General features: G+C 62.9%; 20 protein-coding genes and 1 tRNA gene. 8 read left to right on the top strand and 13 right to left on the bottom strand.

The features are described 5' to 3' along the window. The 3 genes from ACSQ3I_RS21895 to ACSQ3I_RS21885 form a co-directional block, all read right to left on the bottom strand. On the bottom strand, positions 1 to 818 hold an 818-nt coding region (locus ACSQ3I_RS21895; protein WP_436002394.1), incomplete at its 3' end, for a hypothetical protein. Continuing rightward, positions 815 to 2785 (bottom strand): hypothetical protein, encoded by a 1971-nt coding sequence (locus ACSQ3I_RS21890; protein WP_436002392.1) that lies wholly within the window; start codon positions 2783 to 2785, stop codon positions 815 to 817. The genes ACSQ3I_RS21895 and ACSQ3I_RS21890, both read right to left, overlap by 4 nt. Before the next feature lie 154 nt (positions 2786 to 2939). Further along, a tRNA-Gln gene (locus ACSQ3I_RS21885) sits at positions 2940 to 3014 on the bottom strand. Between the two features lie 206 nt (positions 3015 to 3220). Here ACSQ3I_RS21885 and ACSQ3I_RS21880 point away from each other — a divergent pair. The 3 genes from ACSQ3I_RS21880 (at position 3221) to ACSQ3I_RS21870 (ending at position 5497) form a co-directional block, all read left to right on the top strand. Beyond that, on the top strand, positions 3221 to 3517 hold the full coding sequence (locus ACSQ3I_RS21880; protein ID WP_436002390.1) for a cupin: 297 nt from the start codon (positions 3221 to 3223) through the stop codon (positions 3515 to 3517). A 26-nt stretch (positions 3518 to 3543) separates the two neighbouring features. Next, on the top strand, positions 3544 to 4434 hold the full coding sequence (locus ACSQ3I_RS21875; protein WP_436002408.1) for an MBL fold metallo-hydrolase: 891 nt from the start codon (positions 3544 to 3546) through the stop codon (positions 4432 to 4434). Positions 4435 to 4609: 175 nt separating this feature from the next. Further along, on the top strand, positions 4610 to 5497 hold the full coding sequence (locus tag ACSQ3I_RS21870; RefSeq protein WP_436002388.1) for a LysR substrate-binding domain-containing protein: 888 nt from the start codon (positions 4610 to 4612) through the stop codon (positions 5495 to 5497). Positions 5498 to 5555: 58 nt separating this feature from the next. Here ACSQ3I_RS21870 and ACSQ3I_RS21865 read toward each other — a convergent pair whose 3' ends face one another. Then, positions 5556 to 6473 carry a DUF1499 domain-containing protein gene (locus ACSQ3I_RS21865; protein WP_436002386.1) on the bottom strand — a complete coding sequence of 306 codons (918 nt, stop codon included), beginning with the start codon at positions 6471 to 6473 and terminating at the stop codon, positions 5556 to 5558. A gap of 295 nt (positions 6474 to 6768) precedes the next feature. On the opposite strand from ACSQ3I_RS21865, the gene ACSQ3I_RS21860 reads away from it, so the two are divergent. Both ACSQ3I_RS21860 and ACSQ3I_RS21855 read left to right on the top strand, forming a co-directional pair. Continuing rightward, entirely contained in the window at positions 6769 to 7161 is a 393-nt protein-coding gene (locus ACSQ3I_RS21860; RefSeq protein WP_436002384.1) for a hypothetical protein, read from the top strand. A gap of 74 nt (positions 7162 to 7235) precedes the next feature. Continuing rightward, positions 7236 to 7511: a hypothetical protein gene (locus ACSQ3I_RS21855; protein WP_436002382.1), complete on the top strand. Its 276-nt coding sequence runs from the start codon at positions 7236 to 7238 to the stop codon at positions 7509 to 7511. Positions 7512 to 7532: 21 nt separating this feature from the next. Here ACSQ3I_RS21855 and ppdK read toward each other — a convergent pair whose 3' ends face one another. From ppdK to ACSQ3I_RS21815, 8 genes are all read right to left on the bottom strand, one after another. Continuing rightward, entirely contained in the window at positions 7533 to 10211 is a 2679-nt protein-coding gene (ppdK, locus tag ACSQ3I_RS21850; protein WP_436002380.1) for a pyruvate, phosphate dikinase, read from the bottom strand. A 168-nt stretch (positions 10212 to 10379) separates the two neighbouring features. Continuing rightward, positions 10380 to 12005: a diguanylate cyclase domain-containing protein gene (locus tag ACSQ3I_RS21845; RefSeq protein WP_436002378.1), complete on the bottom strand. Its 1626-nt coding sequence runs from the start codon at positions 12003 to 12005 to the stop codon at positions 10380 to 10382. A 305-nt stretch (positions 12006 to 12310) separates the two neighbouring features. Next, positions 12311 to 12574: a hypothetical protein gene (locus tag ACSQ3I_RS21840; protein ID WP_109456606.1), complete on the bottom strand. Its 264-nt coding sequence runs from the start codon at positions 12572 to 12574 to the stop codon at positions 12311 to 12313. Positions 12575 to 12798: 224 nt separating this feature from the next. After that, the gene (locus ACSQ3I_RS21835; protein WP_436002375.1) at positions 12799 to 13785 is read right to left on the bottom strand and encodes a magnesium transporter CorA family protein; all 987 of its coding nucleotides are present in this window, start codon (positions 13783 to 13785) and stop codon (positions 12799 to 12801) included. Positions 13786 to 14023: 238 nt separating this feature from the next. Continuing rightward, entirely contained in the window at positions 14024 to 17485 is a 3462-nt protein-coding gene (locus ACSQ3I_RS21830; RefSeq protein ID WP_436002373.1) for a chromosome segregation SMC family protein, read from the bottom strand. A 105-nt stretch (positions 17486 to 17590) separates the two neighbouring features. Next, positions 17591 to 18262, bottom strand: a complete 672-nt coding sequence (locus ACSQ3I_RS21825) for a DsbA family protein (protein WP_436002371.1) — start codon at positions 18260 to 18262, stop codon at positions 17591 to 17593. A 180-nt stretch (positions 18263 to 18442) separates the two neighbouring features. After that, positions 18443 to 18970 carry a DUF721 domain-containing protein gene (locus ACSQ3I_RS21820; protein WP_436002369.1) on the bottom strand — a complete coding sequence of 176 codons (528 nt, stop codon included), beginning with the start codon at positions 18968 to 18970 and terminating at the stop codon, positions 18443 to 18445. After that, positions 18967 to 19809, bottom strand: a complete 843-nt coding sequence (locus ACSQ3I_RS21815) for a glycosyltransferase family 25 protein (RefSeq protein WP_436002367.1) — start codon at positions 19807 to 19809, stop codon at positions 18967 to 18969. The genes ACSQ3I_RS21820 and ACSQ3I_RS21815 overlap by 4 nt, the downstream gene beginning before the upstream one ends. 19 nt (positions 19810 to 19828) lie before the next feature. On the opposite strand from ACSQ3I_RS21815, the gene mutY reads away from it, so the two are divergent. The 3 genes from mutY to ACSQ3I_RS21800 all read left to right on the top strand — a co-directional run bounded on the left by mutY (position 19829) and on the right by ACSQ3I_RS21800 (position 22825). Then, positions 19829 to 20929: an A/G-specific adenine glycosylase gene (mutY, locus tag ACSQ3I_RS21810; protein ID WP_436002365.1), complete on the top strand. Its 1101-nt coding sequence runs from the start codon at positions 19829 to 19831 to the stop codon at positions 20927 to 20929. A gap of 3 nt (positions 20930 to 20932) precedes the next feature. Further along, positions 20933 to 21550, top strand: a complete 618-nt coding sequence (locus tag ACSQ3I_RS21805) for an HAD family hydrolase (protein WP_436002363.1) — start codon at positions 20933 to 20935, stop codon at positions 21548 to 21550. 99 nt (positions 21551 to 21649) lie between these two features. Further along, positions 21650 to 22825: an ATP-binding protein gene (locus tag ACSQ3I_RS21800; RefSeq protein WP_436002361.1), complete on the top strand. Its 1176-nt coding sequence runs from the start codon at positions 21650 to 21652 to the stop codon at positions 22823 to 22825. On the opposite strand, the gene ACSQ3I_RS21795 is transcribed toward ACSQ3I_RS21800, so the two are convergent. Next, positions 22822 to 24672 (bottom strand): O-linked N-acetylglucosamine transferase family protein, encoded by a 1851-nt coding sequence (locus tag ACSQ3I_RS21795; RefSeq protein ID WP_436002359.1) that lies wholly within the window; start codon positions 24670 to 24672, stop codon positions 22822 to 22824. The genes ACSQ3I_RS21800 and ACSQ3I_RS21795 overlap by 4 nt on opposite strands. Between the last annotated feature and the right edge of the window lie 140 nt (positions 24673 to 24812).

Raw genomic sequence — 24812 nt, 5'->3', positions numbered from 1 at the left:
TTTGAAAGCAGCCGGTCGCTATTTGCAACCTGTTGTCGCGTATCAGCCGTTTCCGCGCGATTGCTACGCTTCCGAGCATCATCGACCATAGACCCGGCCTTGTCCTTCACAGGCACTGTGGAAGCTCTCCATTGCCGAAATGAGCCGCCGGTCCTTACGAAATGAAAACGGCTCTGTGTGAGCTTCCAGGCGGCTCGTAGCGCGTTATCCGGCCACTGCACCATGATGTCATTTCGGAAGACGCCCCAAAGCATATAGGTCGCCACAGCAGCCGCATTGCGGATCGCACGATCAGGGAAATCCGTCTTACTGAACTTTATCCGCAGTCGAAGCTTGACTGCTTCTCTGTGTTCCGGGGGAACTCTTGCGACAAAGTGCGCATGCAAATCAAAAAGGCCTGAAAAATCGTCATAGCGAGGGTGGATGACAAGGAGAAGCATTTCGAACTTCCCGCTTTTTCGGAGTTCGCTGAATTCGATGTTTAGCTTCTCGTTGAAGCTTTTCAGTGCCGCATCCAGGTCTTCAGGATCGGCCTTGGCCCCCGTCAGCCCCACGCCCCAGTAAACACAATCCTTGAGCCCATATCGCTTTGCGAAGGCCTCGAAATCGGCGACCATTGGCCGATCCTTGCGAATGGCATTTGGCTCGAAAAAGCGGCTACCGCGCAGGGGCTTTCCCCAGTCGAGGATTTCCCCACCGCCGCCATCTAGCAAGACGACGTAACGCTCAGCGTCCGATTGAAAGGGATTTATTCCTAGCGAGACGAGACGTCTGGCTACTGCCATCGCGTTGGCAAATGGAGATTGCGCGGCGGTCATGGAGCAGACTTTCTAGCTTTGGTCGGCGGTGCCAGATGTTTTTCAACTCGCTCGATCAGACGAATTGGAAACCGCGAAAGGTGAGCGGTCGGTTGAGGCAACTGAGCCAGAGCCTCAGCCATGACGCGCAGTCGGGCGGCATCAGAATAGCGTCCTTCATTGGTGTCGTCGTTGGTATGCCCGAGAATATCCTTCCTGATTTCCGCAGCCACGCCGACCTGCTTCATTTCGTTATTGCACCAATGTCGAAGCGAATGCAGCACCTTGCCATCCTCCTTCGCAGATGGAATGGCTGCTACCCGCATGTCTTGCCAAGCTTCATCGAAAACGTCACCCATCGGCGTGGATGGCGCTGCCGCTCTGAGTTCCGGGAATAGCAGAACATGCCCGATGTCCTTGAGCGCGGCGACGTATTCCAGAAAACCTAATCGGATCAATTCAGGGTGAACCGGAACGCGGCGCTTGGAATCTGTATTCTTCAAGCCGCGAACGAAATTCGGCTCGATGATGATAGCGGGAACTTCAGCATCCGCCTCCACTTCGGAAACCAGTAATCCGCAATATTCCTCCCTACGCGGGCCGTGATAGAGGGCCAGCATCGGAACCCAGTAGCTCGCGTCATGGAATGTCGAATCTCCGGGCGACAACCGGCTGTCCTCGCCGTCACATCCATTCCAGATGGGCAGGTTGAAAAGCAACCGAAGTTCGTCGGTCGAAAAGCGAGCCCGTTCGCCCCGCCCGCTGCCTTTCTTTTTCGACCGCAAACCGGAAACGCCCTCAAAATTCCCGAACGGGAAACCAGCATGTTTGCAAATGTCGGCAATGTTGCCCATCTGCGTCATGTGCCGGTTCAACGTTCCCTGCGCCAAACCAACTTGTTCCGGCGGCATATCCTTGGCGCGTGTCAAAATGTCGATAAGGGGGATAACGTGGTCTCGCGGCGACTTGCCGTAATTTTTGGGCATTTCGGACAGCGTTACCTTGAAGTCCGAAATATGGGACTGCCGCATCTTCGCGGGATTATCATGTCCGACAAAACGTACGAATAGCTTTGCCAGCGCGACATGCTGCTTTGCCGTTTTCTCCGTCCAATCGTCAGATTTTACATTTTGACCGGCTGCCCTTTCTACGATCTCGACCAGGCCTCTCGTGGGTTCCTCCAGATCGTCATCATCCTCTTCGATTTCATCTTCGACATCGAAATCATCTTCTTCCTGCTGGAATTCCGGCATTTGCCTCGCAGGTAAAGGTGCGGATGAAGGACGCAGATGTGCGGGTGGCGCTATGGCACCTGCATCAGCAACAAGCGCAGCCTGAAGAAGCGCGTCATCGTCTGGCCGGATGCCAGTCCATCGCCTACGAGTATCCAGCAATGCGGCGGATACACCTCGAAGGTAGAGTTGCTGAGCCTGCTGAAAATTGACTTTCGTGTCAGGAATTCCGCGCTCTTCTAACAGGTCCGAGATACGTCCTGGCGGCGGCGGATAAATACCTTGCAGTCGATAGAAATCCAGGTGTTGCTTGACTGTGTCGATCACCGTTTGATCAAGACCGGCAGCCTTCATCTCGCGTTCTTCATGTTCCCCGATGCTTGCCGCGTCACCATGCGCTGCAAAAATTCGATTCGTCCATCCAGCCACCACATCGGCCAATCGAGACGCCTCGACATCATCTCCATAAGCTACATCTGCTGCTGCAATGGCGTCCAATTTGGCACTTTGCCTTTTGGCCACAGTGACGAGTATTTGTTTTGCGTCTTCAGGGTTGATCATCTCGCGCCGAATGTCCCGAATGAGATGCTCGCTAACAAGCGTCACTTCCGCAGCGAGCAGTTTCGCCAGCTCAACGCTTTTTGTGCGCAGGCTGATTTCGACCAGCACCAAAGCACGCGAACTTGTTCCATCCGGTAAACGGCGACGCCACCAGTAGATTGCACCACGCTTGAAAACATTTTGAGCCACTGCCATGCGAAAACCCTGTTTTGGAGGGTAAGCAGGCGCTCAAGGGCAATTCGTGTCAGACAATGGAATATGACATTCCTGTATGACAATCGCGAATTTTAGATTCCCAGCTGTGCTGGAAGCCTTGAAATCCGGGGCATTTACGAAAAACAGAAGAACTTGGCTGGGGCGCCAGGATTCGAACCTGGGAATGCCGGTACCAAAAACCGGTGCCTTACCGCTTGGCGACGCCCCACCATGACGCGCGCATGACTGCTTCGCGAAATCGTCGCCTGCTTATCAAAGCTTCGGGGATGCGACAATCATTAACTTCGTGGCGCTTCAAGTTTTCTGTGCGTCGTCCATCCTTCCGTGCTAGGTCAAAAACGCGCCTTTTCCCCGTTGTGCCCAGGGAGAGCGCGCACAGGCCTGACCGCCTTGAAATCAGCATCGGAGAGATTTATGAGCCAGTTTCGTGCCCGCCCGCCCGCCATCCCCACCACGCTGCTCGATGACGAGATGGTGCGGATCATCCGCTGGGATTTCGAGCCGGGTGCCGATACCGGCCATCATGTGCATGGGCTGGGTTACGTCGTCGTGCCGATGACCGATTGCCATTTCCTCATCGAGGACGAGAGCGGCAGCCGCCGGGTCGATGTCGCCAAGGGCGCGCCCTATCGCCGCGAAGCCGGCATCGCCCACAATGTCGTCAATGGCGGCAGCGAGTTCATGTCCTTCATCGAGATCGAGTACAAGTGAACGAAACAGCGCCTCCCGTCTTCGATATGAGTTTCGAGCCGCATTACGGCGAAGCCGTGCCCGTTGCCGAAGGCGTCGAGCGCATCACCGTCAACAATCCGAGCGCCTTCACCTTCCACGGCACCAACAGCTATATCGTCGGCCGCCAGTCCGTGGTGGTGATCGATCCCGGTCCGGACAACGACGCGCATTTCGAGGCGCTGGTGGCGGCGCTGAAAGGTCGCGAGGTGACGCATATCGCCGTCAGCCACACGCATCGCGACCACTCGCCGCTCACTCGCCGGCTGCAGCAGGCGACCGGGGCGATCGTCGTGGCGGAAGGGCCGCATCGTGCTGCCCGGCCGCTGCATGCAGGCGAGGTCAACCCGTTCGGCGAAAGTTCCGATCTCGATTTCGTGCCCGATATTGCGCTGGGCGATGGCGAGCTTGTCGAGGGTGACGGTTGGGCGCTGCGCGCCGTGCTGACGCCCGGCCACTGCGCCAACCATGCCGCCTTCGCGCTCGAAAACACCGGCATCCTGTTTTCCGCCGATCACGTCATGGCCTGGGCCACCTCTGTCGTCGCCCCGCCGGATGGCGCGATGAGCGATTACATGGCTTCGCTGGAAAAACTGCTTGTGCGCGAAGACCGGATCTATTTTCCCGGCCATGGCGGACCGGTCAACGAGCCGCAGGCCTTCGTCCGCGGCTTGCGCACCCACCGGCGCATGCGCGAGCGGGCGGTGCTGGAGCGGATGAAGGCCGGCGACCGGCTGATCGCCGACATGGTCAAGGCGATCTATCGTGACACGGATCCCAGGCTGCATGGCGCAGCAGCGCTTTCGGTGCTGGCGCATATCGAGGACCTGGTCGAGAAGGGGCTGGTGACGGGAGACGGCCCTCCGTCTCTGGCCACGGTGTTTCATCCCGTCGCCTGACGGGACGCGGGTCCGGCTGCAACGTCATCAGCCGGATCACTTCAAGGAAAATCTGCATTATCTCGGTCATGGCCTGCCCTCCTTTCTCTGTTCGGCAGGCCTTATCTTCTTGCGCGCTTGCGGGCCGGGCGCAAACGAGCTTATGGTCGCCTTCGAATGACTTGAGGTTATGCGAATGAAACGGGGACGCCTGCCGCTGACGGCGCTGCGCAGCTTCGAGGCCGCCGGCCGGCTGGAGAGTTTTACGCTGGCCGCCGAAGAGCTGTTCGTGTCGCAGGCGGCGATCAGCCGGCAGATCCGCGGCCTGGAGGCGGAGATGGGGCGGCCATTGTTCGAGCGGCAGCATCGCCGCGTGGTTTTGACACCTGCCGGGCGAACGCTGCTCGACGTGCTGACCGCCTGTTTCGACCGCATGGAGAATGCGCTTGGTGCCACCGTGGTGGGCGAGGTGCGGCATCTGGTGCATATCAGCGTCGAACCCTCCTTCGCCTCCGGCCGGCTGCTGGCGGCGCTGCCGGATTTTGCGAACAGAAATCCCGACATCGACGTGCAGATGGAATCGGATTCGCGCCTCGTCGGCTTTCGCGGCAAGGGGCCGGTGCTGGCGGTGCGTTACAGCGCCGGCGCGCGCAGTTGGCCACGGGTCGAAGCGCGGCATCTTTACGATTGCGAGATGGCAGCCGTTGCCGCGCCGACACTGCTTGCCTCAAGCACCATGCCGGAGGCGCCGGCCGATCTTCTGCGGTTTCCGCTGGTGCATGAGGAAAACCGCGATCTCTGGGCGCGCTGGTTTTCGGCGGCCGGCGTGCGCGGCGGCGGTTTCGAGCGGGGGCCGATCTTCGATGATGCGGCGCTGGTGCTGCAGGCGGCGATCCGCGGCCAGGGCATCGCCATCGTCGATCTTGCCATGGCGCAAGCCGAGCTGGAGGACGGCAGGCTCATCCGGCTTTTCGACACGGTGCTGCTGCATGGCGGCTATTTTCTGGTGGCGCGGGATTTTCGCCGCCTGCCGCCGGCGGCCCGTATTCTTGCCGATTGGCTGGCCGAAGCGTTTGGCGTTTAGAGCATTTCCTGCAATGCAATTCCGGACCAAAACCGCCACGCACTTTTGCTCGAATTGCTTAGTCGCCGGCAATCCCCAGCAATTCGGCGTCGAGCGCCTTCAGGTAACTTTCGGCGAGATCGGCGCCCATACCGAGATCATGCGGGCCGTAGCGCGAGGCAATACGGATGTCGACCAGCGTCGTTTCCGCCTCTTCGCGCAGGCGGATGATCGTATCGAAACGCAAGCCGAGCACCAGCGTGCGGATCTCGCCCTGCAAAAGCACATCGCTGTCGCGGCCGAAGAGCGGCGCCTCCTCCTCCAGTTCGGGACGTGGCAACGGCACCGGCACGTTGTCCAGCGTATCGGCGACGGCTTCTTCCTCGCCATCCTTGGCTTCTGTCTTGGCCGGAAGATCGCCGATATCGGCCTCGGTCTTCTCCACGCCTTCGGTCTTGACGATGCCGATGCCCTGCTGTTGCGCCACCTTGCTCACCGCCTGGTAGACGCGGTCGAGGGCGCCGTCGTAGCGCCGGCCGGTCAGTGCCGGATAGGCGAGCATCTGCGCTTCGCGATCCTCCGGCCCGACTTCGGCAGGGCGCCGTAGCCACAATTGATCGACGGCGGCGGTTTCCAGCCATGGCGGCGCGTCGATGACATCGGTCGAGATATCATGGATCGGCGGATACCGCAGGTAATCATAGGTGGCGAACCCGAAGAGCAGCAGCGGCGGCAGCGCGTAGACGATACCCTTGACCGCCGCGCCGCCACCCTTGGCTGCCACCTGCCAGAGGCGCGCCAGCCCGATGACGGCGAAAAGGATCGCCAGCACCGCAAAGGCCACCGACATCAGCATCAGCGCCACGAAATAGGGCGTGACCATGAAGCCGAAGCGGTGAGCGACCAGAACCACGACAAACAGCAGGAAGGCGAACTGCCCGAGGCGGCCGGAAAGATAGGCCGCGTGGGAGACTGGGCGGTCGTAGCGAATGGTCATCAGGCGGCACCCGGAACACAGAACCGGTGATCGCCGGCATCATCGATTTTTCTTGCGCACATCCGCCTTTCCCCGAAAAGCGAAAATGCTCCAACCCGTTTTTACGCAATTCCGGACGCAAAACCGCGTGCCGCATTCCTGCGCCAGCTACTCTAGTCTGTGGTTCAATTCGAGACAAGCGGCGTGCGGTACACGCGGAAGAATCCACATGGGACCGCCTGAACGGCCAGGTCGCAAATTCGCCATGCTTTTGCGGCAGGTCTCAACGGATACGGATCCGTGAAGGAGAAGAGCAATGACTGCCTCCGTCGAAGCCCACGTCGCCAAGACCGCCCTCGTACCGCCGGTGATCGAGAAAGGCGAGCTAACGCTGCCCGTCACCCTGCTGGAACTGGAACTGTCGCTTGCCGCCTTCGATGGCGACGCGGAAAGTTTCGGGCGCACGGTTCGTATCGCGGCGCAGGCCTCGGGCGGCGAGCTTCTCTTCGAATTGCCGGCCTCCGGCCTGCTGCCCGATTGCCACAAGATCGCCGTCCTGCACGTGCCTCAGGAAGCGGGCCAGGGAAAACGCATCGTGCTGGCGGTGCTCGATACCGACAAGACGATCCGGCTCGAGGAGCCGACGGAAGCCACCGAAGGCCTCGTGCGGCTGGCGGAAGCTTTCGTGGATGTGCTGAAGCGCATGTAAAGACTTGACGAATCCGAAGCTGCGGCCTTTGGATGCTGTCAGCCGGCCGATCATGCCGGCGCCTGGAGTTCGTTATGCTGTCGACCAGACTTGTCTTCCTGCTGCTGACCGGCCTCCTGCTCACCGCCTGCCAGACGATGACGCCGGAAGAGCGCCGCGCCGCCGACGAGGCGAAATGCCGCGACTACGGTTTTCGCGCCCGGACCGAAAGTTTCGCCAACTGCCTGATGAACCTGGAGCTGGACCGGCGCGCCGAACGCCGCAGTTTTCGCGAAAACACCGCCATGGATCCCTGGTATCCGTGGGGAGCGCCGCTGGTCATCGAACGGCGCGTGATCATTCGCGAGTGATCGCGTCCTTGCGACGAACGGCTATTCCGCCGCCAGACGTCCCTTGATCGCCGCCTGCGCCGCCGCCAACCTCGCGATCGGCACGCGGAACGGCGAGCAGGACACATAATCCAGGCCGATTTCTTCGCAGAAATGGATCGAGGTCGGGTCGCCGCCGTGTTCGCCGCAGATGCCGAGTTTCATGTCGTTGCGGGTGCGGCGGCCACGCTCGGCGGCGATGCGGATCAGTTCGCCCACCCCGTCGAAATCGAGCGAGATGAACGGATCGTGCTCGATGATGCCCTTGCGCTGGTAGGTCGTCAGGAAGGCGGAGGCATCGTCGCGCGAAATGCCGAAGGTGGTCTGCGTCAGGTCGTTGGTGCCGAAGGAGAAGAATTCGGCGGCCTCGGCGATGATGTGGGCGCGCAGTGCCGCCCGCGGCAACTCGATCATCGTGCCGACGAGATAGTCGATCCGCATGCCGGCTTCGGCCATGACGTCGCTGGCGACGCGGTCGATGCAGCCCTTGACGTAGTCAAGCTCCGAGCGCAGGCCGACGAGCGGCACCATGATTTCCGGAACGACGGCCGCACCGGTTTCCCGCGCCGCATCGACGGCAGCCTCGAAGATGGCGCGCGCCTGCATCTCGGCGATCTCGGGATAAGATATCGCCAGGCGACAGCCGCGATGGCCGAGCATCGGGTTGAATTCGTGCAGCGCATCGACGCGCTGGCGCAGCAGCGCCGGCTCCATGCCCATGGCGACAGCCACTTCGGCAATCTCGGCGTCGCTCTTCGGCAGGAACTCGTGCAGCGGCGGATCGAGCATGCGGATGGTCACCGGCAAGCCGTGCATGATGGTAAATAGTGCGGCGAAATCCGAGCGCTGCATCGGAAGGAGCTTGGCGAGCGCCGCCCGGCGTCCCTCCTCGCCTTCGGCGAGGATCATTTCGCGCATCACGTGGATGCGGTCGCCCTCGAAGAACATGTGTTCGGTGCGGCACAGCCCGATGCCTTCCGCCCCGAAGGAACGGGCGGCGCGGGCATCCTGCGGCGTATCGGCATTGGTGCGCACCGTCATGCGCCGGGCGCGGTCGGCCCATTCCATGATACGGCCGAAGTCGCCCGAAAGCTCCGGCTGCAGCATCGGCACCTCGCCCTTCAGCACCTGGCCGGAGGAGCCGTCGATGGTGATGATATCGCCCTTTTCCAAGGTCAGGCCGCCGAGCCCGATCAGCCGCTCGCCGCGCAGGTCGACGCGCATGGTGCCGGCGCCGGTGACGCAAGGGATACCCATGCCGCGGGCGACAACCGCCGCATGGCTGGTCATGCCGCCGCGCGTCGTCAAGATGCCTTCGGCGGCATGCATGCCGTGGATGTCTTCCGGACTGGTCTCGATGCGCACGAGGATGACCTTGCGGCCTTCGCTTTCCGCCTCGACCGCCTGTTCGGAGGTGAAGACGATCGCCCCCGTCGCCGCTCCCGGCGAGGCCGGCAGGCCGGAGCCGATGACGGTGCGATCAAACCGCGGATCGATGGTCGGATGCAGCAACTGATCGAGTGACGCGGGCTCGATGCGCGCCACGGCTTCCTCTTCGGAAATCAGCCGCTCCAGCGCCATCTCGACGGCGATACGCATGGCCGCCTTGGCGGTGCGCTTACCCGAACGGGTCTGCAGCATCCACAGCTTGCCGCGCTCGATGGTGAATTCGACGTCCTGCACATCGCGGTAATGCGCTTCCAGCCGGGTGCAGATCGCCTTGAACTCGGCGAAGGCTTCCGGCATCAGCTTTTCCAGCGACGGCTTGTCCGAGCCGGACGCGATGCGGGCTGCCTCGGTGATGCTTTGCGGCGTGCGGATGCCAGCGACCACATCCTCGCCCTGGGCGTTGACGAGGAATTCGCCGTAAAGTTCGCGTTCGCCGGTCGAAGGGTTGCGGGTGAAGGCAACGCCGGTAGCCGAGCCGTTGCCGAGATTGCCGAAGACCATGGCCTGGATGTTGACGGCGGTTCCCCAAGCTTCGGGAATATTGTGCAGGCGGCGATAGATGGTGGCGCGGGCATTCTGCCAGCTGGCGAAGACCGCCGCGACGGCGCGCCAGAGCTGCACATGCGGATCCTGCGGGAAAGGCTCGCCCAGCTCTTCCTCGATGGTCGCCTTGTAGAGCGAAATGACGTGTTGCCATTCGACGGCGGAGAGTTCGGTATCGTATTCGTGGCCGAACCGCGCCTTTTCGTCCTCAAGGATTTCCTCGAAGACCTCGTGATCGAGGCCGAGCACCACGGCGCCGTACATCTGGATGAAGCGGCGGTAGCTGTCCCAGGCAAAACGTGCATCGCCGGCATCATGGCCGAGCGCCTGCACCGTCTCGTCGTTGAGGCCAAGATTGAGGACGGTGTCCATCATGCCGGGCATGGAGGCGCGCGAGCCGGAACGAACCGACAGGAGCAGCGGCTGGCGCTTGTCGCCGAAGCGGCGGCCGGTCATGTCCTCCATGGCGCGCAGGCCCTGCTGCACCTGCAGCTTGAGGTCGGCAGGCAGGGTGCGGCCGTTTTCGTAAAACCATGTGCAGGCCTGGGTGACGATGGTGAGGCCGGGCGGCACCGGCAGGCCGAGGCTTGCCATCTCGGCGAGATTGGCTCCCTTGCCGCCGAGAATGTCGACATCGCTGGCGCGGCCTTCCGCTGCCCCGTTGCCGAACGTGTAAACCCACCTGGTCATGCCTGCTCCCCGCCCCCGGCATTCATTTGCCAAAGCTTATGTCACTTAATCAAGGATGAAAATTGATAAATACGGCCGAAATGTTGCATTGCACAATAAAACTGCGACACGCAACAGGATTGTTTCCTTAAGCGCCGCGCAAACGGCGGCACACGCGGCCCCTTCCGGTCAGACGTAGGCGACTTCCGTTTCGACCCAGGTGTTCTTGCCGGCGGCCTTGGCGCGGTAGAGTGCCTTGTCGGCAGCGCGCATCAACCCGTCCGGATCGAGCGCCGCAAAGGGCGAAACGGCGATGCCGACAGAGACGCCGATGGTCGCCGTCTCCGCATGGATGTGGAAGGGCCGGGCCATGGCGGCGATGCAGCGCTGGGCAAGCACGGCAGGCGCCGTACTGCCGATCGGCTGCATGATGGCGAATTCATCGCCGCCGAGACGGGCAACCAGGGTCGGCTCGTCGGCTACCGCACGCAAGCGCCGGCCGACCTCGACCAGCAGCGCATCGCCGGCGGCGTGGCCGAGACGGTCGTTGACCGGCTTGAAACCGTCGAGATCGAGGTAATGCACGGCGATTTGCGTCTTGGAATCGCGGATCGCCAGCGCCGATTCCAGCGCAGACAAGAAATACATGCGGTTCGGCAGGCCGGTGAGCGCATCGTGATGGGCCAGATGGTTGGCATGCGCTTCGGCGCGCACCCGGTCGGTGACATCGGCAATGGCGAGCAACAGCCGGCGTTGCGGGCCTTCTTCCAGGAAGCGCACATAGACCATGACGGCGCGTTCGGACCCGTCGGCGCTCCTCTGCCGCCAGATGGTTCGCGCCTCGTTGTCGCCCTTCATCGATCGCAGGCCGGCGGCAAAACGCCCGGCATCCTCGGGCGCGCAAAGACTGGCGACGTTGCGACCGACCAGGACCTCGCTGGCGAAACCGTACAGCACCACGGCAGCGCGGTTGACCGACGAAATCTCCAGCGTGGCGGCATCGCAGAGCATCATCGGCATCGGATTGGCGTCGAAAAGCTGGCGAAGCGCCTCCTCGCGGCGCTTGAGGTCGGTGATATCGATACGCATGCCGATGGCGCCGCCGTCCGGCGTGCGCCGGTCGTCGTGCAGCATCCAGCGGCCATCCTTCAGCTTCTGCTCTTCCTGCGGCGACACCGTCATCCGCTGCTTTTTCATGCGGGCGGTGAACCAGGCTTCCGGATCTTCCGTCGCTTCGGGCATGTGACCGCTGTCGACACTCATGCGCAGGATCTGCTCGAACGGAATGCCGGGGCGCAGATGCGGCGCGATCTCCGGGTAGAGTTCGGCATATTTGCGGTTCCACAGGACATAGCGGTCCTGGGCATCGAAGATGCAGGCGGCCTGCGGCAGCATGTCGATGAAATATTCCAGCCGCCGGGTGGCGGCGCCGGCGTCGAGAAGCGCCTTTTCCGACTGGCGCTGCAGTTCCGTCTGAAGCGCGGCGATCATCTTTTCGCGGCCGATATCGCGGATGACGGCGCAGACCAACCCTCCGTCGCCGAGCCGGACGATCGAGACCTCGACATTCGCCTTGGTGCCATCCTCACGAACGAGGGCCATTTCGCGGCGCGGTGCAGGCGATGAAGACGGGGAGAGAGACCATTCCGGCAGGACATCGGTGATCGGCTGGCCGGTCAGGGCCTGCGTTCCGCCGGCCATCGCGGCGGCAGCGCTATTGGCGGCGACGACGAGGCCGTCCGGTCCGATGCACAGGGCGGCAAACGGACAGGCCTCGAAAAAATTCAACGCATCATCTGCGCCAAATGTCCTCACCGTGTCTCCCTTTCGCTCGCACCCGGGTTTCCGGGGCCAGATATCTCCCCTGACCCTTTTTCATACTGCAGGAGGAGAAAAGGAATCGTTACGAACCGTGCTGCAATTGCAACCTTTGCCGGCAAAGCATTCCGCCATCCTGCCACCGAAGCATGCCCGATAGCAAAGCGGCAGGCACAGAGAAAAAAAAACACCACCACCGGCTGCAACAGCCGGCGCTGATAAAAGGGAGAAACCCTGGGACTGCCGGAACCAGCAGCCGGATCAGCCGCGCCCGCAAGGGCAGGCGCGGCCGCCGCAAAGGCTTATTTCCAGCCGGCGCGCGCCGAGCACTCGTCGTTTTCGGCCGGGTTCAGCTTTTCCCACTCGGTGACCGTCTTGGTTTCGCCCGAGCTCATCTTCTCGTTCATGCAGGCGCAATAGACGGCAACCGTGCCATCGGCCTGCTTCTGGTCGTCATTGTCCTCGACGCACTGCTTGATCCAGGCATCGTCATCGGCATTGGCGAAGGCCGGCGCGACGGAAAACAGCAACGAGGCGGCAAAGAAAGCGGAAACGGCAAGTTTCATAACATCCTCCATGGGGTCATTTCAGTCGGCGCGACGCCGGCCGACGACGGTTGCTCCCGCAGGCACGCGGAAGGCTGAAGATGTCATAGCTGAACCGACGCCGCTGCTGTCTTACCATTATTGGGACGAGTGGCCCCGGCCGGGAACATTTGTGGGCGGTTATGTGACGAACCGCACAAAACCGCCGTTGCCGAGGGGCGGCCAGGCCCCTCGTCCCGGTTGGATCACAACCAGCCGCGCCGCTTGAAATAGAGGAATGGCAGGGCGGCAGAGAGGATCATCAGCAGCACCGCCCAAGGATAACCCCCGACCCATTTCAGCTCCGGCATCACCTCGAAGTTCATGCCGTAGACCGAAGCCACCAGCGTCGGCGGCAGGAAGACCACCGAGGCGACGGTAAAAATCTTGATGATCTGGTTCTGCTCGAGGTTGATCAGGCCCAGCGTCGCATCCAGCAGGAAATTGATCTTGCCGGACAGGAAGGTGGCATGGTCGCCGAGCGAGGAGGCATCCCGCTGCAGCATCTTGATCAGCTGGCGGGTTTCCTTGCTCGGCTTGCGGGCCGCATTCTCCAGGGCGGCATGGTAGGCCACCAGGCGGGAAATGCTGACCAAGCTTTCACGAACGCCGCTGAGGAAATCGCCCTTCTGGCCGAGTTGCTCGATCAAAGACTGCAGGTCGTTGGTCTTCTTGGCGGATGTCTTCGACTTGCCGCGGAACACCTCGCGGGAGATGCCGTCGATATCGTTGCCGATGCGCTCCAGCACGTCGGCCAGCCGGTCGACGATCGCCTCCATGATGCCGAGCATGATCTCCTCGCCACAGGAATTGCCGTGGCCATTCGGCCTCAACGCACGGCTGGAGAAGATCGCGAAGGGTTTCGGATCGGCGTAACGCACGGTGACGAGCGTCAGCCCCTTGAGGATGAAGGTCACCGGCGTCTTGACCGGCTCGTCGCCGTCGAGTTTGGTGAGCGCCGTCAGAGTCATGAACTCGGCGCCGTCCTCCTGATAGAGGCGGGCGGAAAGCTCGATTTCCTCCATCTCGTCGCGGGTGGGCATGGAGATGCCCAGCGCCTGCTCGACTTGGCGGCTTTCGCCGGTGGTGGGATTGACGAGATCGTACCACAGCACGGGATCGGCGGCGGAAAAGGCTTCAGCGTCATTGTGCAGCACGAGACGTTCTGCTTCGCGGCAATAGATGCGCAGCATGGCATAACTCCTTCAAGGCTTTCGCCATCCGGAGCAGGAACACGGGGAACCCTTACCGGACGGTTCGGTCAAAATCTGTCGATTGTCGACTGTCAGGGTCCATTTTCATGTCCTCGGAAAATGCCGTCGGCAAACGCCGCGGCAGGCCCTCGCATGAGCCAAAAAAACGGGCGCGTCAAGCCCGGGAGCAGCAAGCGGAAATCGTGTGGCGAAAAGCCGTGCGGAGCGATGTGCGTGCTCAGCCGACGTCGAGCAGGCGCTCGGCCGCCTGCAGGTCGACGGACACCAGCTGCGAGACCCCCTGCTCCGCCATGGTGACGCCGAAGAGGCGGCTCATGCGGGCCATGGTGATGGGGTTGTGGGTGATGACGACGAAGCGCGTGTCCGTCGAGGCGGCCATCTCGTCCATCAGGTTGCAGTAGCGCTCGACATTGTGGTCGTCGAGCGGCGCGTCCACTTCGTCCAGCACGCAGATCGGCGCCGGATTGGTGAGGAAGACGGCGAAGATCAGCGCCATTGCCGTCAGCGCCTGTTCGCCGCCAGACAATAGCGTCATGGTCTGCGGCTTCTTGCCGGGCGGGCGGGCGAGGATTTCCAGGCCCGCTTCCAGCGGATCTTCCGATTCGATCAGCTGCAGCTCGGCCGTACCGCCGCCGAAGAGATGGGTGAACAGCCGCTGGAACTGGGCATTGACGACGTCGAAGGCGGCGACGAGGCGTTCGCGTCCCTCGCGGTTCAGGCTCTGGATCGCCGCCCGCAGCTTGCGGATGGCATCGATGATGTCGTCACGCTCCTTGACCAGCACGCCGAGCTTTTCGGACAGTTCCCGCTGTTCCTCGTCGGCGCGCAGATTGACGGCGCCGAGGCGTTCGCGCTCGATCTTCAGCCGGTCGAGTTCGCGCTCGACATCGCGCAGGTCGGGGATCGCCTCGATGCTGGCAAGGCCGGTGAGGCGCATCGCCTCGTGCGGCGCAACGTTCAGCCCGTCACGGATGCGCGCCTCGCTCTCGATGCGTTTTTCGCGGGCTGAAACGAGGCGTTCTTCGGCGCGGCCGCGCTGCTCGCGGCTTTCGGCCAGTTCGGAAAGCGCGATGGTGGCGGTGCGGTCAGCCTCGCGCTGGCGGGTCTCGGCTGCGACCAGCTGGTCGGCGGTGGCGCGGCGCGCTTCCTCCGCCTTGGAGAGTTCGTTCATCAGCGCGTGGCGCCGCTCGTCGAAGGCGTCCGGGGCCATGTCGAGGTCGGCGACTTCCTCGCGGGCCTCTTCCTCGCGCTCGCGCAGGGTGGCGATGTGCTGCTCGGCGCCGGCGGCGCGCGACTGCCAGCCCGCCCGCTCCTGCCCGATCGCCACGAGGCGACGGCGGTGGGCCTCGTTTTCACGCGACAAGCCCTCGTAGCGCGCCCGCACCTCGGCCAGAGCGCCGCGATCGGCCAGCACCTCGGCCTGGGCTTCGCGCAGACGCAGATCAAGGTCGGCGATATCGGGCGCATCCTCCATCTCGATGCGGGCGTTTTCCTCCTGGATCGCCAGATCTTCGAGCTGCTGCGACAGCTGGCTGGCGGCTTCCGCAACCACGTCGCGGCGGCGCATCAGTTCGCCGGAGGCGCGTTCGGCCTGGGCCAGCGCCTCGCGGGCATCGCCGAGATGGCGGGTGGCGAGGCGGGCGAGATCGCGGGCGTCGGCAAGCTTCTGCTCGGCGGCGCGGATCGCTTCTGCGGCTTCCGCCTGACGCTCCTCGGCCTCACCAAGCAGATCGTTCGCCTCGTCGATTTCGGCGGTGAGTTCGGAAAGGCGGTTCTTCTGGGCCAGTCGCAGCGCGGCAGCACTCGGCGCTTCGGAGCCGGTGACATGGCCGTCCCAGCGGAAGACGGCGCCTTCGCGGGTCACCAGCCGCTGGCCGGGTTTCAACAGCGCCATCAGCCTGATGGCGTCTTCGGAAGACACGATGCCGATCTGCCGCAGCCGGCGGCCAAGCTCTGCAGGCGCCTTGACGTGGCCGATCAGGGGCACGACGCCTGCCGGCAGCGGCGGATCGCCGGCACCGTCGCCATTCTGCGACCAGTAGGAGGGTGCTTCGTGGTCGAGCGCGCTTTCCAGATCGTCGCCCAGCACAGCACCGAGTGCCGTTTCGAAACCACGATCGACCTTGAGGTCTTCGGCCACCGGCGCGAAACGGCCGGCGGAGGCGCCCGCCGCCAGCATCTTCTCGATGGTGCGGGCTTCCGTGCGCAAGGCATTGAGTTTCGAGCGGGCAGCTTCGACGGGAGCGCGCGAAAGAGCTTCCGCCCGCCGCGCCTCGGCCAGCGCGCCATCGGCGGCTTCGACAGAGAGTTCGGCATCGGCAAGCCCGCCTTCGGCCGCTTCGACCATGGCACGCTTCTCCGACGGGTCCGGCAGGCCGGCCATCTTTTCGTCGATGGCGGCCAGTTCGCTGTGCGCGTCCGTCAGCTGCTTTTCGAGACGCATCTTGCGGTCGGCAAGATCACGGATCGCCCGTTCCAGCTGGTTGCGGGCAGCCGAAACTTCAGCGCGCTGGGCCGTCAGGCTCGCCAGCTCCTTTTCGCTGTCGGCGAGCTTGGCTGTGGCGCCCTGCAGTTCGGCGAGAATTTCTTCGGAGAAGCGGCCGGAATCGGCCAAGGTTGCCTGCAGATCCTCTTCCTCGGCATCGAGCCGGGCGAGGATTTCGGCATTGTCGGCCACCAACCGCTCCTCCCGGCGGATGTCTTCGGAAAGCTGCGACAGGCGACGGCTCAGTTCGTCGCGGCGCTTGAGGATGCGGCTTGCTTCTTCCTCAAGCTGCGTGCGGGCGATCTGCAGACGTTGCAACGCGGCGGCGGCGCGGGCCTCCTGCTCGCGCAGTTCCGGCAGTTTCAAGCTGGCGACGGCCTGCGATTTCGCCGCCTCCATCTGCGCCTGCGCCTTTTCGGCGACGGTGACGGTCGCCTGGTTGAGGGCGCTGTCGGCCTCACCTTCCGCAGCCTTCGCCTGAACCCAGCGGATATGCAAAAGCATCGCCTCGCGGGCACGGATATCGGCAGACAGCGCCTTGAAGCGGTTCGCCTGCCGCGCCTGGCGTTTCAGGCTTTCGATCTGGCTATCGAGCTGCGTCGTGACGTCTTCCAGACGTTCCAGGTTGGTCTCGGCGGCGCGCAGGCGCAGTTCCGCCTCGTGGCGGCGCGAATGCAGGCCGGAAATGCCGGCCGCTTCTTCGAGAAGCTGGCGGCGGGCCTGCGGCTTGGCCTGGATCAGTTCACCGATGCGGCCCTGGCCGACCATGGACGGCGAGCGGGCGCCGGTCGAGGCGTCGGCGAACAAAAGCTGCACATCCTTGGCGCGAGCTTCCTTGCCGTTGATGCGGTAGACGGAACCCTGCTCGCGCTCGATGCGGCGCGTCACCTGGATTTCGTCGCTGTCGTTGAAGCTGGCGGGCGCCGTACGGTCCGCATTGTCGAGATAGAGGCCGACTTCGGCGGTGTTGCGCGCGGGACGATTGCCGGATCCGGAAAAGATCACGTCGTCCATGCCGGAGGCGCGCATGTTCTTGTAGGAGTTTTCCCCCATCACCCAGCGCAGCGCTTCGACGAGGTTCGACTTGCCGCAGCCGTTCGGGCCGACGACGCCGGTCAGGCCGGGTTCGATGACAAATTCGGTCGGCTCGACGAAAGACTTGAAGCCGAGCAGGCGCAGGCGGTTGAATTTCATGCGCCGGCAGCCCCCGTTATCGGAGGCTGCGCGCCGCCTTCTCCCCAAGGGGAGAAGGGGAAAGCTGCGTGCGCAACGCAGCCGTCTCCGGATCGCGGAAGACGATCAGAGCAGGCTGTCGATGAGCGCCGACATGATTTCAACCGACATGTCTCCAGAATAACGCTTGCCGTTGACGATGAAGGTCGGCGTGGAATTGACGCCGAAATCCTTGGCACCGCGTTCGCGAACGCTGTTCACATCATCCAGAAGCTTCTGGTCCGTCAAGCAGGCTTCGAAGCTCTCCTGTGTAAAACCGGCGAGTTTCGACATCTGCAGCAGCGCCTCGCGGCCGTCCGGAGCCGCAGCCCAGGCTTCCTGCTGCTTGAAGAGCATCGAGACCATCGGGAAATAGCCGTTGTTCGGCGCGCAGCGCGACAGCATGAAGGCGGCGGCGGCACGCGGATCGAACGGGAATTCGCGAATGATGAAGCGCACCTTGCCGGTGTCGATGTACTTCTTCTTGATCTCGTCGAAAGTGGTGTTGTGGAAGTGGGCGCAATGCGGGCAGGTCATCGACATGTATTCGACGATGGTGACCTTGGCGTCTTCCGGGCCGAGTGCCTGTTCCGGCAGGGCGCCGGGCTTCAGAACTTCGGCCATGTCGACATCGGCGTCAGCGGTGGGGAGTTCGGCAGCGGCAAACGCGCTCGAGGCAAAGAGCGGCCCAGCGACGGCAACGGTGGCGATACCGGCGAGAAGTTGGCGCTTCGTGATGTTCATTTCGGACGTCGGCATTCAATCACCCGTATCGATGGAAATGGTCGGAAAGTTCGCTTGAAACCGTCATAGTCGATATATGCAGCCGGTGCCGCGGACAAGGCACGAGCGAGCCGATTTCTTCAAAGAATTGTGACCGGCTGTTGGCGGCTTCGATGAAAGTTTCGTAACAATCGCGCCGCTGCGGACGCAAAGGCTTCAAGGGCGGGTTTTCTTCGACAGCACGGCCGTTCCCAGCCGCTCGATCGCCTGGCGCAGCTTGTCGTTTTCGATGCCGTCCATCATCGCTGCCAGACGGCGGGCGGGTTCGCCTTTCAGCGGCAACGGTTTGCGGCTGCGCGGCGGGCCGGCCGAAACCGGCTTCTGGACGATACGGATCTGGCGCACGGCGGGAAAACCGAAGAAGCCGTTGATGCGGCTGATCAGTTCGCCCTGGGCATGGGTGAGAAACAGCGCCCTCGCCCCTTCGCATGCAATGGTCAGAACGCCGGGCTGATATCCGCCGCCGCGATCGTCGGCATGGTCGCGGCGCGGCCAGGTGATCTTTTCCGGCCGGGTGCAATCGGCGAAATCCTCGCCGGCGATCTCGTCCCAGGAACCGAGCAGCGCGGTGGAAATGCCGGCGCGGCGGGCGAGCACGGGATCGAGCAGGCCATTGGCGACCTCGGCGATCTGGTGGGCGCCCTTCCTCTTGAAACCCGGCTTTTCCCGCATCCTGCCGTTCATGAGGGGCCGACCTTGCTTCCCACAGAGGACTTCGGCGCCGGCCGGCGTGCATAGAGGAAACGGGAGACGCTTTCCTTCAGGCGGAAGAGATAGGCCGGCAGGCGCCGCCAGTGCGACGGTTTCACCGAGCGATAATCGGCCCGCGTGGCGATTACCGTTGCCTCGCGCATGTCGCCGAAGGGCAGGATGTTCTTTTCAGCCGTAAAAATTTCCGCGTCGCTCGCCCAGCCGCGCTCCAGCGCCACATCGAACGGCAGGGCGATGACTTTCAGGGTCGGCAGGAGTTTTTCCGCGCCTTTGCGGGTAATCAGGTAGCAGGCCGCCGAGCCTTGCGGCCCCCAGAGGCAGCGACCGACGCGATCGCCGAAACGGCTCTGCGCGAAGGGCCGGAAACCCGATGCACGATGGTTGACCAGCTTGATGACGTCGGCAGACGGCAAAGCATCCAGAAGCGCGCGGGCGCGGCGCAGGAAACCGCCGTCGAAGGCAATATCGTCTTCGACGACGATCGCCGCCGGTTCGCCGCTCGCCACCAGCCGCTCGAAGGCCAGCAGGTGACTGCGGTAGCAGCCATATTCGCCGGGCAGCATCGGCCGGCCGTTCCAGGTGTAGAACTGGTCTTCGTCGACATCGACCCGGTCCGCCTTGGCAAGCAGCGTGCCGTCGACGCCGGCGACCCGCTCCAGAACGACGCCATGGGTCTCGGCAACAGCCCGTAGCGCCGCCATACGGGCAGCGGCACGATCGATGTTGACGACGTAGACGGGCAACTCTTGAGGCGGCATGTCGAAGCTTTCGGGCGAGAGCGGGGAAGGCTGGCTTGACTCGTGCAGCGTCATTCTTTTTTCTCAGGCCCCAATGCAAACAGATTCCCCGCCCATAGCACAGTTCACCCTCGCAAAGAAACTGCTCGAATGGTACGACCGCCACCATCGGGAATTGCCGTGGCGGATTTCGCCGGCCATGGCGCGGCGCGGCGTGAAGGCCGATCCCTATCACATCTGGCTCTCCGAGGTGATGCTGCAGCAGACCACCGTCCAGGCGGTCAAACCCTATTTCGCCAAGTTTCTCGACCTGTGGCCGACGGTCAACGACCTTGCCGACGCGCCGTCCGAAGCGGTGATGACGGCGTGGGCGGGCCTCGGTTATTATGCCCGGGCGCGCAACCTGAAGAAATGCGCCGAGGCTGTCGCCCGGCTGCATGGCGGGGTTTTCCCACGAACAGAGGATGGCCTGAAATCCCTGCCCGGCATCGGCGATTATACGGCCGCCGCCGTTGCCGCGATCGCCTTCAACGCGAGGGCTGCCGTCATGGACGGCAATGTCGAGCGGGTGGTGTCGAGGCTCTACGCCATCGATACGCCGCTCCCGGCGGCAAAACCGCTGATCCGCGCCAATGTTGCCGAGATCACGCCTGAGGACAGGCCGGGCGATTTCGCCCAGGCGATGATGGATCTCGGCGCGACGATCTGTACGCCAAAACGCCCCGCCTGCGCCCTCTGTCCGCTCAGGGAGGACTGTCGGGCGCTGGCCGGGCACGATCCCGAAACCTTTCCGGTCAAGGCGGCAAAGAAGGAAAAGCCCGTTCGCCGTGGCGCTGCCTTCGTTGGCATCGACGAGAACGAAAACATCTTCCTGCGCCGCCGCCAAGAGGAGGGCCTGCTCGGCGGCATGACGGAAGTGCCAACCACCGGCTGGACGGCGCGCGTCGACGGCGAGACCTCGGCCGAGGCCGCCCCCTTCCCCGCCGTATGGCAGGCGAAGGGTTCCATCGTGCATGTCTTCACCCATTTCGAGTTGAGGCTTTCCGTCTACAGCGCCCGGATCGAGCGGCGGGAGCGCAATGACGGATGGTGGCGTGCCGTTGCAAATCTTGACCAGGAAGCCCTGCCGACCGTCATGAAAAAAGTCATCGCCCAGGCTATTCCCGACGCATTCAAATCCAGACGACAGGGATAGACCATGGCCTCGGAAATTCGCCACATCGTGTTCGACATCGGCAAGGTGCTGATCCACTACGATCCCAGCCTGCCCTACCGGCGGCTGATCCCCGACGATGCCGAGCGCGCCTGGTTCTTCGCCAATGTCTGCACCCACGACTGGAACATCGAGCAGGATCGCGGCCGCACATGGGGCGATGCCGAAGCGCTGCTGATCGCCGACCATCCGGAACGCGAGGAGCATATCCGCGCCTTCCGCAAGAACTGGCACGAAATGGTGCCGCATCCCTACGAGGGCAGCGTCGCGATCATGGAACGGCTGATCGACGAGGGCCACGACGTGACGATGCTCACCAACTTCGCCTCCGACACGTTTCGCGAGGCGCAGCAGCGCTTTTCCTTCCTCAACCGGCCGCGTGGCGTGACAGTTTCGGGCGATATCGGGCTGATCAAGCCGGATGCCGCTATCTATCATCTGCATGCGGACAATTTCGGGCTGGATCCCGAAGCGACGCTGTTCATCGACGATACCGCGATCAACGTCTCCGGCGCCAAGGATGCCGGCTGGCGCGAGGCGATCCATTTTACCGGAGCGGATGCGCTGAGGGCGGATCTGCGCGGGCTGGGGATCGAGGTCTGAAGGAATTCAACCATGCAAATTGAAAGTGGCACTTTCGATTTGCATGGTTTATTGTCCATCATCCTTGCAAATTGAAATCGGCGCTTTTAAATTGCAAGGATGATTGAACGACGCGCCGCACACCTCGTCAGAGAAGCTCTTCATCGCCAGGCTGCCGTCGCCCTTATCGGGCCGCGACAGGTCGGCAAGACGACGCTTGCGCTGGAAATCGGCGACGCGGCCGATGCGCTTTACCTCGACCTCGAAGCGGGCGCCGATCGGAGCAAGCTGGCGGATCCGGCGCTCTTTCTTCAGGCCTATGAGGATCGCCTCGTCATCCTCGACGAAATCCATCGGCTGCCGGAGCTGTTTCAGGAACTGCGGGGGCTTATCGACCAGGGGCGTCGCCGCGGCAAGCGAACCGGGCGTTTCCTCATTCTGGGATCGGCCTCGGTTGACCTTCTGAAACAGTCGGGGGAGAGTCTGGCCGGCCGAATCGAATATGTCGAGATGCATCCCTTCGATGTCCTCGAAGCCGTGGGAAGCACGCAGGACATGACACGCCTGTGGCTGCGTGGCGGCTTTCCCGACAGCTTCCTTGCTGCATCCGATGCGGCAAGCACCGCCTTTCGCCGGAGTTTCATCCGCACCTATCTGGAACGCGACGTCGCCCAGTTCGGCGGCCGAATTCCGGCAGAAACGCTGGAACGTCTCTGGACGATGCTGGCCCACAATCAGGGTGGACTTCTCAATGCCTCCAAGCTCGCCATGGGCCTGTCCGTCAGTGCTCCGACGGTGACCGGCTACATCGACCTGCTTGTCGATCTTCTGCTGGTTCGACGCTTGCGGCCGTTCCACGCCAATATCGGCAAGCGATTGGTGAAATCGCCGAAGGTCTATGTCCGCGACAGCGGCCTCGTACACACGCTGCTCGGCATAGACGACCACAACACGCTTCTCGGCCATCCGGTCGTAGGCGCCAGCTGGGAAGGATTCGTTATAGAGAATCTGCTTGCGGCCGCGCCGCCGCGGACCGTCGCGAGTTTCTATCGCACCGCAGCGGGCGCAGAAATCGATCTCCTTCTGGAAATACCGGGCCGTAAAGCACCTTGGGCGATCGAGATCAAGAAGGGACTGACGGTCACCATCGGCAAGGGCTTCCACACCGCATGCGCCGATCTCCAGCCGGAAAAATCGTTCATCGTCTATTCCGGGGAGGATCGTTATCCGGTTTCATCCGATGTCGAGGTCATCGGCCTACGTCAGATGTCGGCCGAGCTTGCCGCCCTCGCTTAAGCGCGGCAAATGCGCTCGAAATGCGCCTCGATGGCGCGCGTCGTGCCGACCGTATCGAAGACCGGCGCGGTGTCGCGCGCGGCAAAAAGATGCTGGCGCAGGCGGGACAGGCGGGCCCCATCCTGCGCCAGTTCGACCGCCAGGCGGACGAAACCGTTCAAATCTTCCGCCACCAGCTCCGGCAGCCCGACGGAGCGCAGCAGGCTCTCGCTGACGCGGCTGGCGAAACTCGTGCCCTTCCAGGTGAGGACCGGCACGCCGCTCCACAGGGCATCGGCGGTGGTGGTGTGGCCGTTATAGGGGGCCGTATCGAGACCGATATCCGCCTGTGCCAGACGCGGTAGGTGGGCGGACATGGAAACGCGCGGCGCAAAGACGATCCGGGCCGGATCGACGCCGGCGTCTGCCGCATGTTTCCGCAGGTTGTTCTGGATCGCCGGCAGCTGTTCCAGCAGCCAGAGCACCGATCCGTCGACCTGGCGCAGGATCTGCATCCATGCGGCAAAGACGTTCGAGCGGATTTTTTGCGCCTGGTTGAAAGAGCTGAAGACCACGCCTGTTTCGGGCAGGCCGTGATCGCCGCGCTCGCCTTCACGCTCCACCCGGCCGGAAGGGCTGGCATAGCAGAAATAGTTGCGCGGCAGCCGAAGCAGGCTTTCTTCGTAATGCGGCTGGCTGCTGTCCGGGGTGATGATCTCGTCGGTGATGGCATAATCGATGCCGGCGCCCTGGACGCTGCCCGGCGTGCCGAAATAGGTGACCTGCCGCGGCGCCGGCCGCCGGCAGAAGATGCCGACCCGGCTGCCGCTGGTGAACCCCTGCAGATCGACCAGAAGATCGATGTTCTTGCTGCGGATCAGCTCGGCCGACTGGTTATCGTCGAGCGGACGGATATCGACGAAGTGTTCGATATTGGCCAGGAACTTTTCACGCATTGGCCCCTGGCGGTGGCTTTCCGGCGTGTGGCAGAAGGCAAAGACTTCGAAAGCGTCGCGATCATGCGCCTCCAGCACGCCGCCGATGAAGGTCATCGCCGGATGGTCGCGGAAATCCGAAGACAGATAACCGATGCGGATGCGGCGATTGCCCGGCACAGGCTCCACCGAAGCCGCTTTCGGCGCCACCGGCGGCAGCAGGGTTTTCGCCGTCAAGCGCGCCGTTCTGGCGTGGTAGGCCTCGTCGCCCGACCAGGTCAGGGCGCGAAAGGCATTTTCGCGGATATCGGCATTGTCGCCTTCGGCGGCATAGGCGGCTTCCAGCTTGGCCTGCATGGCGTCGGCAACCGGAAAATCGCAGAGATTGCTGGCGCACCAGAACAGTTCGCTGACGGCCAGGCGTTCGTCCGGCCGCTCCTGCTGCGATTTCAGCAGTGCCGGATAGGCGTCTTCGTAGCGGCCGAGCCCGGAGAGGACGATGCCGGCGTTCAGCGCATTTTCGAAACCATTGCCGACACTGGCAAGCTTAACGGCAAACGGCGCCGCCTCGTCGTAGCGCCCCGCTTCCCGCAGGATCGAGCAGATGCTGTGGTTGACGCCGGGGTCATCAGGAAAGAAGCCGTGCACGGCGAGGAGCGTCGACAGCGCTTTCTCGCTGCGGCCGACGGCCAGATAATGCGAGGCGGCGCGAAAGCCGACTTCACGCTTGAGATTGGCAGTCAGCGGCACGGCGCTAGCGTAAAAATCCGCAGCCAGTTCCCGGTTGTCCTGCTGTTCGTGGATCGTCGCGGTCAGGATATGGGCGTCGGCATTGCGGCGCTCCTGCTGGATCAGACGGCGCAGCGTAGCAAGCGCGATCTTGTAGTCGCCGCGATTATATTGCTGCTTGGCTTTATCCAGCAGTGACGCCATTCGATCTGCCCTCGTCTTCGGGCACGGTCTAGCGGCACTGTCTTGCCTCAGGCTGGAATATCCTGAAGTCCTGATATGGCAGCCATGCCCGCAAGTAAAAATGGCACCCAGGGCTTCTCTTCCCTGGGCGCCAAGCAACT

Origin of the sequence: Rhizobium sp. LjRoot30 (assembly GCF_964253915.1) — a bacterium.
GTDB lineage: Bacteria > Pseudomonadota > Alphaproteobacteria > Rhizobiales > Rhizobiaceae > Metarhizobium.
Note: the sequence above shows the minus strand (reverse complement) of the source record. Positions and strands in the feature narration are given on the sequence as shown.